A 12,845-nucleotide genomic window follows, 5' to 3' on the forward strand; every position below is an offset into this window, starting at 1 on the left:
ATCCCCCTGTGGGAGCGAGCCTGCTCGCGAAAGCGGTGTATCTGATACTCAAATCTCGCCTGACCCACCGCCTTCGCGAGCAGGCTCGCTCCCACAGGGTTATTCACCGTGGCTGCTTTCGCGGGTTGATAAATATATGGATACCCGTATATTCGATTTCCCGCATATGGCGAGCCGATCACCATGATCACCCCCACCGAAGTCTTCAAAAGCCTCGCTGACGAGACCCGCGTCCGCGCCATTTTGCTCATCGCCGAGCAAGGCGAGCTCTGTGTCTGCGAGCTGATGTGCGCGCTGGGCGACAGCCAGCCGAAAATCAGCCGCCACCTCGCGCAACTGCGCAGCAATGGTTTGCTGCTCGACCGCCGTCAGGGCCAGTGGGTGTATTACCGCCTGAACCCGGAGCTGCCGGTATGGATCAGCGAAATACTCCAGGTGACGGTCAAGGCCAATGCCGATTGGCTCAAGGACAACGCCGCGCGCCTGCAAAACATGGATGGCCGTCCCGTGCGCGAACGCGCCTGCTGCTGAATCTTCCTCTTTTTACGGAGCGCAACGATGCGAGTCCTGTTCATGTGTACGGCCAACAGCTGCCGCAGCATTCTTTCCGAAGCCATGTTCAATCACCTGGCCCCCGCTGGTTTCCAAGCGTTGAGTGCCGGCAGTTTTTCCAAAGGCCAGGTTCTGCCGCGTAGCCTGTCGACTTTGCAAAAGCACGGTATCGCCATCGACGGGTTGCACAGCAAAGGCAACGACGCCTTCGCAACCAACCCGCCGGATATCGTCATCACTGTCTGCGACAAAGCCGCCGGCGAAACCTGTCCGGTGTATTTCGGTCTGGCACTGAAAACGCATTGGGGACTGGAGGATCCGTCCGAAGTGCAGGGCGACGAAGCGTCAATCGACGCGGCTTTCCAGGCCACTTTGATGCGCATCGGCCAGCGCTGCCAGGCCTTTCTCGATCTGCCGTTTCACTCGCTCAGTCGCGAGCAACTGAAAGCCGAACTCGACCGCATCGGCACGCTGTAAGGAGGCTTCATGTCAGACCAGCTGCCCAACTTCGACGCAAGTCTGTTCGACGCGGCCAAGCCATCGAATGTCGGCGAACACAAACCGCGCATCCTTCTGCTCTACGGCTCGACCCGCGAGCGCTCGTTCAGCCGTTTGCTGGTCGAGGAGGCCGCACGCCTGCTTGAGCACTTCGGCGCCGAAACGCGGATCTTCAACCCATCCGGTCTGCCCTTACCTGACGACGTCCCGGTCGACCATCCCAAGGTCCAGGAACTGCGCGATCTGGTGATGTGGTCGGAAGGCCAGGTCTGGTGCTCGCCGGAACGCCACGGCGCGATGTCCGCCGTGTTCAAAGCACAGATCGACTGGATCCCGCTGGAACTCGGCGCTATACGCCCGACCCAAGGCAAAACCCTGGCGGTGATGCAGGTCTGCGGCGGCTCGCAGTCGTTCAACGTGGTCAACCAACTACGTGTCCTCGGCCGCTGGATGCGCATGTTCACCATCCCCAACCAATCCTCGGTGCCGAAGGCCTATATGGAGTTCGACGACACCGGGCGGATGAAACCTTCGCCGTTCTACGACCGTGTGGTGGATGTGATGGAAGAACTGGTGAAATTCACCGTGCTGCTGCGTGGGCAGCAGGCGCATCTGGTGGACCGCTATTCCGAGCGCAAGGAAAGCGCTGAACAGTTGATGGCGCGGGTGAATCAGCGGTCGATCTGACCCGCCATCCCCAGCCAGGCTCATTCCCCTTTGGGAGTGAGCCTTCGCGCACTAACGCCCCATGGCTGGCACACCGCCACGGCTTGCACCGTCCCCTCCCGGCTGTCACCCTTCCGGCCGTTCTTCAAGGATCAGAAGGAATCAAGGATTGAGTGGCTACGTTCCAAACCCGCCGAAAAACTATCGTTACGAAGAAGCCAAACCCGTCGACATCCACGCCCAGCATTGGGCCGAGTATGAGAAACACGGTAAAGAGCCCGCGCGCGAACCTGAGAAAATCGGGATTGCGTTGAGGATTGGGGTGTTCTTTGATGGCACGGGCAACAACGCGAACAACTCAGCTGCGGGGCTGTTGTGTGGTGCTCAGTATCCGATTGCGCCTGAGGATATTCCTGCCAGTTGCCAGCCTTACATGAGTGACCCGGACAGTAGTTATGGTAACGATGTCAGCAATGTAAAAAAGCTGAGCGAACTGTATGGGGCAACACGACTCGCTGAGGGAGAAGGGCCACGAAAGAGAGCTTTCGGTATGGTCTACGTTGAAGGTATAGGTACCCGCTCAGGTGAAGAAGACAGTAAATTCGGCGCTGGTACAGGACGTGGTGAAACCGGCGTTGCAGGGCGAGTCCAATCCTGTTTTGCGGTGATCGAACAGCGTATCACTGAAGTATTGGACAAAAATCCCGGTAGTGAAATTGCTTCGTTGACTTTCGACACGTTTGGCTTCAGTCGCGGTGCCGCAGCTGCCAGACATTTCGCCAACGAGATCGTGCGTGGCAAACAAGGGCCTTTAGGCGACATTCTCCGCAGTATGTCCAATGCTCTCAGTTCGACTTTTGTTGATCAGTATCACAGCGACATCAATGTGGGCTTCATTGGGTTGTTCGACACGGTACCGTCGATTGCTGGATGGTCCAATCTTGGCAACATAAAAAGTGCAGTCGCAACGGGGGTCAAACTCTATCTCGACCGACGTTATTTCACCGACGTTGTGCAGTTGGCTGCGCGGGATGAATGCAGGGCCAACTTTGCTCTCAATCGAGTAGCGATGGATCATCCGGAAATCGTCTTGCCGGGTGCGCATTCGGATGTGGGCGATGGTTACCTTGAGGACGCTGAAGAGTGTGTTCTCGTTAGCCCAATGCAGACGCTAGAGGTCGGTACGTATACTGACGTCGCTACCACATCGATCTACCAGGATGCGATCAATGTGAGAAATCAGTGGCTAGCCAAAGGTTGGCCGCTCGAAAATCTCGAGATCGTTACGCCACCGCCATTACTGCTACCGGTCAGCCCTCAGGATCGACTGAGTCCTCGAGTCAAGCGAGTCTATGCGGCCGTCCAACTCAAGCGTCCGGTGAGTGGATTACTGTCGAGAGTGAGCCTGCGCGTGATGCATCAACTCGCCCGAGCCAAAGGCGTTCGGCTCGAAGACATTCCCGAGACGCCTGACTTCGCCGTTCCTGAAGAACTCCAGCCCATGTGTGATCGTTTTGTCTCCGGCGACTACAGCACCACGCCAGAGGAGGAGCAAATACTCAAACTCAAGTACATTCACACGTCCGCCAACTGGAACCATCCGCTTGGCAGGAGAGATGGGAGTGGCATCAGAGCTGTTTACATCAACGCCCCCACGGAAGATGCAATCCGAGTAAAGCACCCACACGTACCTGACTGGACGCTTTGGTAATGAAGTTATTTACAGCACTGCTGTGTACGCTTTTTGTGGCTGGTTGTAATGCCGACCCGCTGTCAGCAAAAAACGACCCTAAATCCCCATGGTGGGAACTCGGTTTCACCGAACCCAACTACATGAAGGTCTGGGTTGAAGACACTGCTGTGGAAGATATAAAGGGAAAAACATTTCTGCGTACCGGTGGTGGGTCGGCATCGGGCGGGCAACCTGAAGACGGCACGGAATCGGCCCGTGGTTGGGACGGAGTGGGCGCGTCCGCAAAAGCCGTGGTCGGCGCTGATCTCCCAAAAAGAATTTTTGTTCGCTGGCAGTCCATCGTAGAGCCTCAAACTTATCGGGCTTGGGTGGATATACCCGAAGAAGCCAGGCAAATGATGCGGACTTCGGTCGCGCAGCGCTGCGCGAAAACACCAGAGCAGCGGAGTACCTATATTTCATCGGTCTATCTGGGCCTAGCCCCCGGTGGTGTCGTACAAGTCTGGGTCAGAGACTCATGCCACCATCCTGTAAAAGTCGCCAGAGCCCAGGCGGAGATCGAGCCTTTAGGACCGAGTCAGGGTAAGAATCAAGGACGCTACGCATATCCCATAAGTGAAAAGTCCAAGCGCTATATCGAAAAATTCGGTATCCCATACGGAAGTTGGTAAGCGCTGAAGCCGTGATTCGTCCATTGTGCCGCCGCGCGCAATGGCGAAGCACGGCTGCCAGTGCACTGATCCGCTACCGGTCCGTTCGGTGATTAAACAACTCACGCCTCAAATCAAAACCTCAAACGCCGCACCACCCAACACCTCCCCATTAACCATAACCTGCACCCCATGCCGCCCGGCGAAATGCTTGCGCGTCGTGAAATCCTTGATCACCTGATTCCGCCGCACCACCTCAGTCCTGAATCCCACTAAGCCCAACGTCTTCAACTTGAAAACCTTCTTCGAAACCCCGCCATTCGCCTTCACATACTCAATCGCATAATCAATCACCAGCCTTTGCTCGTGCGCTACCATCGACTTCACCGTAAGCGACAACGTAATAGGCTCACCCAGCCTCACCACGGCCGGCTCAACCTTCACATCCAGCAACTCAACCTCAGCCTTCGCCCCCGCGCCAATCACTGTCAACGCGCGCACATCGCCCTGCTTGATCAAACTGCGCAACGCATGCTTCGCAATCCAGGCGGTGTGCTTGTTCTCCAGCGACCAACCTTCAATCGTGTCCAGCACCCACTCTGGATGCACCTTCGTCACGTCATTCAAATGGTTGGCCACGGACTTGCGCACGTACAAACTCTCGTCCGCCTTCAACCGGTCCAATATCCCGGCGGCCAATTTCGGATTGGCTTGCACCGCTTCCAGGCGAAACGACCATGGCAGGCGAGGGCGGCTGCCTTCGCTGGCGAGGCGCCGAACGTGGTGGTTTTCGTCCTGGGTCCAGGCGTGCATTCGTTCCAGCGAGCGTTCGAGGTCGCTGCGCAAAAAGTAACGGATGGCGAATTCGGAGGAGCCGAAGGTGGTGAAGTATTTCAGCGCATCCATTGAAGTGTCGAATGTATGCCCGCCGTAGATCGCCACGTAGTGCGGCAGGCACATGCTGACGAAGCCGCTGTTCAGGCGCGGCGCGAGTTCTCGCAAGACGTCGAGCGTATCTTCGTACTTCAGCGGCAGCACGGCGTGAAGGCTCTCGGCGACGCGGGCCATGCGTTGCATCACCGACAACTCGGCCAGTCCATGGTTGGCGTGCGCGAGAAAAGCCTTGGCCTTGAACGCCGGGTACACCGCGCTCATTTCGTCAGCGATGTGCTGCAAACGCTCGGCGTTGAAGATTTCCTTTAACGCCGGGGCGGCGGTGTCGGTGGTGCTCATGGTCAGGTCATCGGGGTGCTGATGAACGCATCGGTGCCTTCTGCGTAGGCAGTGTACTCGGCGATACGCGCAAATCGTGCTGCGTCGATCTGATCGGGCACGACGAATTCGGTGAAGCTCCAGGCAACCGCCAGGCTGATGCCGGTCTGGGCGAGGGAGCCGTCGACAGGCAAGTCACTGTGTTCAAGTTCTTTTTCCAGCGCGGTAAACGCGGCGGCGAGTTGGCCTTCGACGCGTTCGACCCACGGCTGATATTGAATCTCGGCCGGGCGCAGGTTGCGTTCGTAGTAGAGCTGCACGGCTTTTTCGCAGGCGGCGAGGCTGAGGCCGATCAGACGCAGGGCGTGGGCGCGCTGTGACAATTCTTTCGGCAGCAGGCTTTTGCCGGACGCGCTTTCGAGATAATCGAGAATCAGCGTCGAGTCCATCAGCACCAGACCGTCATCGAGGATCAGCGTCGGCGCCTTGACCACCGGGTTGATCTGTTGGAATCGCTCGAAATGGCGGAACACCGAGACCGACTCGTGTTCAAGGTCAATGCCCAGGCATTTGGCGGAAATCGCTACGCGGCGCACGTAAGGGGAGTCGAGCATGCCGATCAGTTTCATGACGCGTTCCTTCAAGTCGAACCGGTGGGAAACGCATAACCTAGCGGAGCGAGAGGCAATTGTCAGTCGTCGAATCCGGGCTGCTCGTGAATCTCATCGATGTCCAGGCCCAGCCGACAGGCCACCGCCACAAACAGCGCCTGACATAAACACAGCGTTGCACTCAGCGAACGAAATGCCAGAGCACTGCCTTCATTGACCAGCAATACACTGTTAGCGAGTTTCGCCAGTGGCGAGAGGGGGCTGTGCGCTGCTGATAATTTTGCGCCGGCGTGGTTTTGTGCGCCCAGGCCTGGCGGGACAGCGCCTGCATCTCGCTGGAGCCGCTGAACCCGAAGCGCTGCGAGAAACGCACAATGGCTGACGGATGCACTTCGCACTCGCGGGCGATGTCGCTGATGCGGTCGACCATGATCCGCTCGCTCTGCTGGCTGATGTAACTGGCGACGCGTTTGAGCTGGCGCGGCAGGGCGTCGTATTCTTCGCTGATCGTCTGCAACAGGCGCTCGGCAGTGATCGGGGGGCTGACGAGGGAAAGCTCGTCGGCGGCCGACAGATCGAGGCGGGGCATAGAGACGTCCTTCAGGCAGGTTGATCGCGCGGTGGGCCTGATAATAGAAGGGCTGTGCGGGAGCTGCCGGGGTGAAACGATGCACCTTGCGATAAAAAGTTTTCGCGGTGCGTCGGGGTGTGGTTAGCCGTTTGTCTTCTATATACAGCCGCTGGACTGAATTTCTTGCTATAAACGCACTCCGATGGCCGTGTGAAGCCTGTGTCAGAGCAGTTTCCAGGTCCTGTCGGACAAATTCCCTGCATTTACAGTTGCTGAGGTCTTGATCGGGCCTTAGACTGCCGCCCCTCGTAAATTGAGTGCCGGGTGGCGTTTGCAATAAAACGATGCCTTTTCGACGGCCGACACGGTTCGCCGAAACGCTCCCTTATTCGCCTTAATGCACGTTTTTTATAGAGATATCAATGACAAAGGACAAGTTGCTGGCCATGCCGGCAGATGACTACATGAATGCAGAGCAACATGCTTTCTTCACTGAGCTGTTGCAGAACATGAAAGTCGAAACCCACGAGCGCATTGAGCAAAATCGTATCGCCATCGAAAGCCTGGACACTCCGGCTGACCCGGCGGACGCGGCTTCGGTTGAAGAAGAGCGCACCTGGCTGGTCAACGCGATCGATCGCGACCAGCGCATGCTGCCGCAACTGGAACAAGCCCTTGAGCGCATCAAGGATGACAGCTTTGGCTGGTGCGACGACAGCGGTGAGGCCATCGGCCTGAAGCGCCTGCTGATCAGCCCGACCACCAAGTACTGCATCGAAGCTCAAGAGCGTCACGAGCAGATCGACAAGCACCAGCGTCAGGCCTGATTCTGTGGGGTGACCCCGTCAACAGGGCACCTTGAAGAGATCGCAGCCTTCGGCAGCTCCAATTCGGGCGTCGCTGAAGGCTGCGATCTTTGTTTTTGCTCGTCTGCGATATTTCCCCGTCGTTCCATTGACCTGCCACAGACCCCACGACTAACGGACCATGGATAATGGCGTTGTAGTGGCGTTTAATGCAGTCACAACAATGAGAACAAACGTGGGGTGATCAAGATGACGAGAGATGGATCTCTGGTTGCGGCGCTGCCTGCACCAGTGCTTTTGCCGAAAAACCGCTGGATCGCGCCGACCCTGCAGAGCATCGCCCTGATGCTGTTGCTCGCCGGCATGGCTATGGCCGAGTGGTCGCTATACATCGGCATGCCGCTGGCGGTGTTGATTGTCTGGCTGCCGCGCCTGCGCTCGCGCAGTGCTCCTGCTGCTGCCCCGGTCGATAGTGCGAGCGCATTGTCCGCACTGACCCGCGATCTTTCCTACACCACCAGTCACAACGCACTGTCGGCGGCCGGAGTGGCGTTCTCGGTCAAAGCGCTCGCAGGCAAACTTGAATCGCAACTCGACGCGGCGGCGCAGATCGTCCGCAACGCCGAGGTGATGATTGCCACCGAACAGGCGACTTCACAGCTCAGTCGCGACGCACTGGATGCCGCCAGCCAAGCGCATCACAGCAGCGCGGCGGGGCGCAGCGAACTGCTCGACTCGATTGCGCGCATGCAGCAACTCAGTCAACGCGCCAACGCCAGTCGCGAATTGATCGAGGCCTTGAGTGTGCGCAGTGACGACATTCAGCGGGTGACACTGGTGATTCAGTCGATTGCCAGCCAGACCAATCTGTTGGCGTTGAACGCTGCGATTGAAGCAGCCCGGGCTGGTGAGCATGGTCGCGGTTTCGCTTTGGTCGCCGACGAGGTGCGCGGACTGGCCGCGCGTACGGCGGCGGCCACGGGTGAGGTCGGTGGGATGGTCGCTGACATTCAGCAACGCACCGCGCAAGTGGTGGCGCAGATTCGTGAGTTGTCGAGCGATCTGCACACCGGCGTCGAACAGGTCGAACACACCGGCCAGCATCTGGAGAACATCGCGCGACTCGCGGCCGGGGTGGAAACTCAGGTCAGTGAAATCGCCTGTGGCGCGCAAACCAATCGAGAGCAGCTCGACGCATTGTTCAATGCCATCGAGCAAATGCGTAGCGACCTGGCGATCAGCGATCAGCAAACCCGTCGCCTCGCCGACGCAGCGGTGCAGATGGAAGGGCAGGCGGAAACCATCAGCGAGCGCCTGGCCGAAGTGGGTCTGGATGACTACCACCAGCGAATCTATGACCTGGCCCGCGAAGGTGCGAGTCAGATCGCGGCGCGCTTCGAGGCGGATGTCGAGCAGGGGCGGATCAGCCTGGATGATTTGTTTGATCGCAGCTACGAACCGATTCCGGGCACCGAACCCGCCAAATTTCAGACCCGGTTTGATCGATACACCGATCAGGTCTTGCCGGCGATTCAAGAGCCTCTGCTAGCGCGTCATGAAGGTTTGGTGTTTGCGATCGCCTGCACGCAGCAGGGCTATGTACCGACGCATAACCAGGCATTCAGCCAGCCATTGACCGGCGATGTGCAGGTCGACACGGTGAACAACCGCACCAAACGCAAATTCACTGATCGCACCGGTATCCGCTGCGGCAGCCATCAGCAACCGGTGCTGTTGCAGACTTACACGCGCGACACCGGTGAGCTGATGCATGACTTATCGGTGCCAATCTTGATCAACGGCCGACACTGGGGCGGTTTGCGTCTGGGTTACAAACCAGAGAATCCGCGCTGAGATTGTTACCGTTGACGCAATGAATCTGTGCACGGCAATTGCTGTTTCCTCTGGAGAGAAAGCTTTAACCTGGCGACTTAGTTAGGCAGCTAATTATTTCGGAGGGCACATGCAGTGCAGGGTAGACGTGGCAGTAATGATCGGCAGCGGCGTTCCGGAAGGATTACGCGCGATGGGGCGCAGTGTGTGCTGGGTGGTTTTGCTCAATGGTGAGCGACGCGGCACGGCTTTCGCCAGTCGCGATGAGGCGGAGGAGTGCAAGGCTGCCTGGCTCGAACAAATGAACATCGAGCCCGGCCATAGCCTGCACTGAACGCTTCTACTTGCCGCGATGCAAACGTACGTTCAGCTCATCGACAATCGGCGCTTCTTCCCCGTCAGCACGCAGCCACTCTTTGAGTAATTGCGCCTGTTGGGGCGTCCAGAAATCGGCATCGATCAGTTTGGTCTCAGAGTCCAGCGGATGGGCTTCGACAAAGTCATTGATCGACGCTTCATCGGACGGCAGGCCCAACTGGTCGAAAAGGGTGGTCAGGTTGAGCTCGGTTGGCAGTTCCATATCTACTCCTGGGTCGGTGCCGTTGCGGCTTGTTCGTTCACTTCCCTTATCAGAGGCAGCCGGAGGCGCGGAGTTCGATTTTTGATTCAAGCGAGCGGGCGAGAGCGCATGCTTCGTTATGATTGCCGCGGAAACCTCTGACACGCCCGGTGGATATCTCCTTGATGTGAAAGAAGGCGATGCCCGCTGGCACTACCTGAAAGTGCGGGATCTGGTGATTGTTAGAAGATGTCGGAAGATTGCTGACGTTGGCAACCTGCACCGTCGCAGGTGTGCTGATGTGTGCCTCGGCCGACGTGGCGAAATGAGTCAAATTGCACATATGAAGTCCTTTTCATCAGTCGGCCGGGATTTAACGGCCGTTGCGGGTAGTCGTAATGAGCATCGCTGCTCTAGAATCGCCAGTACCTGCTGACGACCGGGCTTATCTAAAGCAATTTTTCGCCAGCGATATGTCGGAAAAGTGCTTTTTTTCGTGAGAAATTTCCCTAAAGTTCGTAGTCAGATTTGCTCCAGTCGCACTTGAAGCTTTTTCCTTCAAGGTTTGGCGATTTCGGAGCGGGTTTCATTAATGACAATCCAGTAGGCTACGAACCTCGCGATTAAAGAGCGCTTCGCTCGCTTCGGGTTTTTGAGTGTTTTTGCAGTTTTCATCGGCCTGGCCGTGTCTTTGCCGTGGGCGTTTTGCGCTGCGCGGTTTTCAAATGTGGGGATGTATCTTTGGCAGTCAGTAACCTCGATATGCATGCTTTGTTCGTGCTCGGTGATTTGCGTGCAAAGCTGGTCAAGCAATTCCAATCACGTTTTGTTTACATCACCGAGCAAAACGCCGAAGGCATTTACATCGCCGAAATCGACACCGAAAGTGCGTTAGTGGTCGATGACAAACCTGGGCTCAAACTCAAGGTTGGCGATCATTTCATTGCATCGGTTCTGCCCAGCCGTGAAGGCGGCAAGATGGACATCCGTTTTCGCGACATCAAACTTACGGTCTACGGCCTGGGCGACTACGCGTTCGTCAGCACCGCCGACGGTCACGCGATCCTGTTCAAGGAAGGCCATAGCGTCGTCACTGTATTTGCCGCTAATGAGCAGTTGCAGGAAGGCCTGACCAAAACTCTGAAAGCCGTCACCGCCAAAGCCGCGAAATGGCGCAAGGGCGAATTGGTTACCTTCAAGGCCAGCGAGTGAGCCGCGCAGATTTCCATTCGCAAAACCTTGAGAGCGTACGCGAAGAAGCGCAGCGATTGTTCGCCCGCAAGCACGAACTGCAAGGTGTCTGGCTGAGTTGGGTGGCGTCGCAGATCTATGCATTGCAACCGGCGGCCTACGCCAGCATGGTCAGACGTGAGCTGCAAAGCCTGCAGGAAAAGTCTGAAACGTAACCTCGTGCGCAGCAGACGCCGGAAAAAGCAGGAACCTCGGCTAAAGTCAGTTGACTGAGTTATTCAGAGGCTTGCGCTCCCGTCAGGCCAGACTTGCCATAGCTGTGAACAGCACGAGGTGCAATGCATGAACGGATTTCGACGGTTACTGGCCGCCAGCGTGGCCACCTTTGGTTTGCTGACGTCAGCGCAATCGCTGCAAGCGGCACAGGCGCCGATCCATTTTGCCGACCTGAACTGGGAAAGCGGCAGTCTGATCACCGAGGTGCTGCGGGTGATCGTCGAGAAAGGCTATGGCCTGCCGACCGACACGCTGCCGGGCACTACCATCACCCTGGAAACCGCACTGGCCAATAACGACATTCAGGTGATTGGCGAGGAGTGGGCCGGTCGCAGCCCGGTCTGGGTCAAGGCCGAGGCAGAAGGCAAGGTTGTCGGTCTGGGCGATACGGTGAAGGGCGCCACTGAAGGCTGGTGGGTGCCGGAATACGTGATCAAGGGCGACCCGGCCAAAGGCATCAAGCCGCTGGCGCCGGATCTGCGCAGTGTCACTGACCTGAAGAAATACAAGGACGTGTTCAAGGACCCGGAGAGCCCGGGCAAAGGGCGTTTCCTGAACAGCCCGATCGGCTGGACGTCGGAAGTGGTCAACAAGCAAAAGCTCACGGCGTATGGCTTGCAGGACGACTACACCAACTTCCGCAGCGGTTCCGGCGCTGCGCTGGATGCCGAGATCAGCTCTTCGATTCGTCGCGGCAAACCAGTGCTGTTCTACTACTGGTCGCCGACGCCGCTGCTTGGCAAATTCAAACTGGTGCAGCTGGAAGAGCCGCCGTTCGATGCCGAGGCGTGGAAGACGCTGACAGACGCCGATAATCCCAATCCAAAACCGACCCGCTCGCTGGCATCGAAGCTGTCAATCGGCGTATCCACACCGTTTCAAAAGCAGAATCCGCAAATTGCCGAGTTTTTCAGCAAAGTCGACTTTCCGATCGAGCCCCTGAACAAGGCACTGGCGGATATGAGTGACAAGCACACTGCGCCTCGTGAAGCGGCGGTGGCGTTCATGAAGGCGCATCCGGATGTCTGGCAAGCGTGGTTGCCCAAGGATGTGGCTGACAAGGTGGCGGCTGATCTGAAATAACGCGCTCAAGGCACCGTACCGCCGACCGGTCGTGCATAGGCAGAAAATCCGACTACGATGGTTTGTTCAAATCCCTTTGAAGGATTTCAACCATGACCTTTGTGTTGGCCCAATGGCTGGTGACGGTGTTCGCGGCAATCGGCCTGATGCACGTGTATTGGGCGTTGGGTGGGCAATGGGCGGCTGCGGCGGTGGTGCCGCAAGTGCCGGTGTCTGGCTTCGTCGCCACAGTGCGCCCGGCGTTCAAGCCTTCAGGCTGGCTGACTTTGTTGGTCGCGGTTGCGCTGCTGGTGATCGCAGTGCTGGTTTGTATGCGGGTCGGCTGGGGCATGCCGGCGGTTCAGCACAAGACGCTGCAATGGGTGATCAGCGCGATCGCGTTGCTGATGTTTGCTCGGGCGATCGGTGATTCGAATCTGGTCGGGTTCTTTAAGGAAGTGAAGGATTCGCGATTTGCGCGGCTGGATACCTGGGTGTATTCGCCGTTGTGTGCGCTGCTGGGGGCGGGGTTGTTGGCAGTAGCGTGGGTTTGAGCCGATCCGGAATTGGCGATGCCCCGACTGGCCTTTTCGCGAGCAGGCTCGCTCCCACAATGGAGGGCGCGTTCCTACTGTAGCGATGGCGCCATCACAGGCGCCGAAAAA

At 57.7% G+C, this 12,845-nt stretch carries 17 protein-coding genes and 1 pseudogene; 12 read left to right on the plus strand and 6 right to left on the minus strand.

The features are described from left to right. Positions 1-183 precede the first annotated feature (183 nt). From ACMYUN_RS25955 to ACMYUN_RS25975, 5 genes are all read left to right on the plus strand, one after another. A complete protein-coding gene (locus tag ACMYUN_RS25955) occupies positions 184-531 on the plus strand; it encodes a metalloregulator ArsR/SmtB family transcription factor (protein WP_415762184.1) in 348 nt (115 codons plus the stop codon). Positions 532-558: 27 nt separating this feature from the next. Further along, positions 559-1,029 (plus strand): arsenate reductase ArsC, encoded by a 471-nt coding sequence (locus ACMYUN_RS25960; protein WP_415762185.1) that lies wholly within the window; start codon positions 559-561, stop codon positions 1,027-1,029. Between the two features lie 9 nt (positions 1,030-1,038). Continuing rightward, entirely contained in the window at positions 1,039-1,737 is a 699-nt protein-coding gene (gene arsH / locus ACMYUN_RS25965; RefSeq protein ID WP_415762186.1) for an arsenical resistance protein ArsH, read from the plus strand. Positions 1,738-1,885: 148 nt separating this feature from the next. Further along, a complete protein-coding gene (locus ACMYUN_RS25970) occupies positions 1,886-3,427 on the plus strand; it encodes a DUF2235 domain-containing protein (RefSeq protein ID WP_415762187.1) in 1,542 nt (513 codons plus the stop codon). Then, positions 3,427-4,080, plus strand: coding sequence for a DUF2931 family protein (locus tag ACMYUN_RS25975; RefSeq protein ID WP_039763134.1), 654 nt, complete (start codon positions 3,427-3,429; stop codon positions 4,078-4,080). The genes ACMYUN_RS25970 and ACMYUN_RS25975 overlap by 1 nt, the downstream gene beginning before the upstream one ends. Before the next feature lie 108 nt (positions 4,081-4,188). Here the strand turns inward: ACMYUN_RS25975 and ACMYUN_RS25980 are convergent, their stop codons facing one another. The 3 genes and pseudogenes from ACMYUN_RS25980 to ACMYUN_RS25990 all read right to left on the minus strand — a co-directional run bounded on the left by ACMYUN_RS25980 (position 4,189) and on the right by ACMYUN_RS25990 (position 6,471). Beyond that, on the minus strand, positions 4,189-5,292 hold the full coding sequence (locus ACMYUN_RS25980; protein ID WP_415762188.1) for a DNA alkylation repair protein: 1,104 nt from the start codon (positions 5,290-5,292) through the stop codon (positions 4,189-4,191). A gap of 2 nt (positions 5,293-5,294) precedes the next feature. After that, positions 5,295-5,900 carry a glutathione S-transferase gene (locus ACMYUN_RS25985; RefSeq protein WP_415762190.1) on the minus strand — a complete coding sequence of 202 codons (606 nt, stop codon included), beginning with the start codon at positions 5,898-5,900 and terminating at the stop codon, positions 5,295-5,297. Positions 5,901-5,962: 62 nt separating this feature from the next. Then, positions 5,963-6,471 (minus strand): annotated as a pseudogene (locus tag ACMYUN_RS25990) (MurR/RpiR family transcriptional regulator). 404 nt (positions 6,472-6,875) lie between these two features. Between ACMYUN_RS25990 and ACMYUN_RS25995 the strand changes: the two are divergent. The 3 genes from ACMYUN_RS25995 (at position 6,876) to ACMYUN_RS26005 (ending at position 9,426) form a co-directional block, all read left to right on the plus strand. Continuing rightward, positions 6,876-7,280, plus strand: coding sequence for a TraR/DksA family transcriptional regulator (locus ACMYUN_RS25995; protein WP_016775095.1), 405 nt, complete (start codon positions 6,876-6,878; stop codon positions 7,278-7,280). A 609-nt stretch (positions 7,281-7,889) separates the two neighbouring features. Then, positions 7,890-9,113, plus strand: a complete 1,224-nt coding sequence (locus ACMYUN_RS26000) for a methyl-accepting chemotaxis protein (protein ID WP_415764003.1) — start codon at positions 7,890-7,892, stop codon at positions 9,111-9,113. 109 nt (positions 9,114-9,222) lie between these two features. Then, a complete protein-coding gene (locus ACMYUN_RS26005; protein ID WP_039763131.1) occupies positions 9,223-9,426 on the plus strand; it encodes a hypothetical protein in 204 nt (67 codons plus the stop codon). A 6-nt stretch (positions 9,427-9,432) separates the two neighbouring features. On the opposite strand, the gene ACMYUN_RS26010 is transcribed toward ACMYUN_RS26005, so the two are convergent. From ACMYUN_RS26010 to ACMYUN_RS26020, 3 genes are all read right to left on the minus strand, one after another. Beyond that, on the minus strand, positions 9,433-9,672 hold the full coding sequence (locus ACMYUN_RS26010; protein ID WP_039763130.1) for a DUF2789 family protein: 240 nt from the start codon (positions 9,670-9,672) through the stop codon (positions 9,433-9,435). A gap of 49 nt (positions 9,673-9,721) precedes the next feature. After that, positions 9,722-9,994: a hypothetical protein gene (locus tag ACMYUN_RS26015; RefSeq protein WP_039763129.1), complete on the minus strand. Its 273-nt coding sequence runs from the start codon at positions 9,992-9,994 to the stop codon at positions 9,722-9,724. Positions 9,995-10,209: 215 nt separating this feature from the next. Then, positions 10,210-10,419, minus strand: coding sequence for a hypothetical protein (locus ACMYUN_RS26020; protein ID WP_052269149.1), 210 nt, complete (start codon positions 10,417-10,419; stop codon positions 10,210-10,212). Between ACMYUN_RS26020 and ACMYUN_RS26025 the strand changes: the two genes are divergently transcribed. The 4 genes from ACMYUN_RS26025 to ACMYUN_RS26040 all read left to right on the plus strand — a co-directional run bounded on the left by ACMYUN_RS26025 (position 10,414) and on the right by ACMYUN_RS26040 (position 12,734). Further along, complete coding sequence (locus ACMYUN_RS26025; protein WP_052269148.1) at positions 10,414-10,863, plus strand: hypothetical protein; 450 nt, start codon at positions 10,414-10,416, stop codon at positions 10,861-10,863. The genes ACMYUN_RS26020 and ACMYUN_RS26025 overlap by 6 nt on opposite strands. Next, a complete protein-coding gene (locus ACMYUN_RS26030) occupies positions 10,860-11,057 on the plus strand; it encodes a hypothetical protein (protein WP_039763127.1) in 198 nt (65 codons plus the stop codon). The genes ACMYUN_RS26025 and ACMYUN_RS26030 overlap by 4 nt, the downstream gene beginning before the upstream one ends. 127 nt (positions 11,058-11,184) lie before the next feature. Then, a complete protein-coding gene (locus ACMYUN_RS26035) occupies positions 11,185-12,201 on the plus strand; it encodes an ABC transporter substrate-binding protein (RefSeq protein ID WP_129999982.1) in 1,017 nt (338 codons plus the stop codon). Positions 12,202-12,293: 92 nt separating this feature from the next. Further along, on the plus strand, positions 12,294-12,734 hold the full coding sequence (locus ACMYUN_RS26040; protein WP_129999981.1) for a DUF3995 domain-containing protein: 441 nt from the start codon (positions 12,294-12,296) through the stop codon (positions 12,732-12,734). Positions 12,735-12,845: the final 111 nt, after the last annotated feature.

The organism is Pseudomonas sp. CP4 (assembly GCF_047758505.1).
In the GTDB taxonomy this organism is placed as follows: Bacteria; Pseudomonadota; Gammaproteobacteria; order Pseudomonadales; family Pseudomonadaceae; genus Aquipseudomonas; species Aquipseudomonas fluorescens_AO.

What these genes read in the sequence shown, in the direction of transcription:
- ACMYUN_RS25955 (WP_415762184.1), top strand. Translation starts at nt 184, where the DNA reads ATGATCACCCCCACCGAAGTCTTCAAAAGCCTCGCTGACGAGACCCGC.
- ACMYUN_RS25960 (WP_415762185.1), top strand. Translation starts at nt 559, where the DNA reads ATGCGAGTCCTGTTCATGTGTACGGCCAACAGCTGCCGCAGCATTCTT.
- arsH (WP_415762186.1), top strand. Translation starts at nt 1,039, where the DNA reads ATGTCAGACCAGCTGCCCAACTTCGACGCAAGTCTGTTCGACGCGGCC.
- ACMYUN_RS25975 (WP_039763134.1), top strand. Translation starts at nt 3,427, where the DNA reads ATGAAGTTATTTACAGCACTGCTGTGTACGCTTTTTGTGGCTGGTTGT.
- ACMYUN_RS25980 (WP_415762188.1), bottom strand. Translation starts at nt 5,292, where the DNA reads ATGAGCACCACCGACACCGCCGCCCCGGCGTTAAAGGAAATCTTCAAC.
- ACMYUN_RS25985 (WP_415762190.1), bottom strand. Translation starts at nt 5,900, where the DNA reads ATGAAACTGATCGGCATGCTCGACTCCCCTTACGTGCGCCGCGTAGCG.
- ACMYUN_RS25995 (WP_016775095.1), top strand. Translation starts at nt 6,876, where the DNA reads ATGACAAAGGACAAGTTGCTGGCCATGCCGGCAGATGACTACATGAAT.
- ACMYUN_RS26000 (WP_415764003.1), top strand. Translation starts at nt 7,890, where the DNA reads ATGATTGCCACCGAACAGGCGACTTCACAGCTCAGTCGCGACGCACTG.
- ACMYUN_RS26005 (WP_039763131.1), top strand. Translation starts at nt 9,223, where the DNA reads ATGCAGTGCAGGGTAGACGTGGCAGTAATGATCGGCAGCGGCGTTCCG.
- ACMYUN_RS26010 (WP_039763130.1), bottom strand. Translation starts at nt 9,672, where the DNA reads ATGGAACTGCCAACCGAGCTCAACCTGACCACCCTTTTCGACCAGTTG.
- ACMYUN_RS26015 (WP_039763129.1), bottom strand. Translation starts at nt 9,994, where the DNA reads ATGTGCAATTTGACTCATTTCGCCACGTCGGCCGAGGCACACATCAGC.
- ACMYUN_RS26025 (WP_052269148.1), top strand. Translation starts at nt 10,414, where the DNA reads ATGCATGCTTTGTTCGTGCTCGGTGATTTGCGTGCAAAGCTGGTCAAG.
- ACMYUN_RS26020 (WP_052269149.1), bottom strand. Translation starts at nt 10,419, where the DNA reads ATGCATATCGAGGTTACTGACTGCCAAAGATACATCCCCACATTTGAA.
- ACMYUN_RS26035 (WP_129999982.1), top strand. Translation starts at nt 11,185, where the DNA reads ATGAACGGATTTCGACGGTTACTGGCCGCCAGCGTGGCCACCTTTGGT.
- ACMYUN_RS26040 (WP_129999981.1), top strand. Translation starts at nt 12,294, where the DNA reads ATGACCTTTGTGTTGGCCCAATGGCTGGTGACGGTGTTCGCGGCAATC.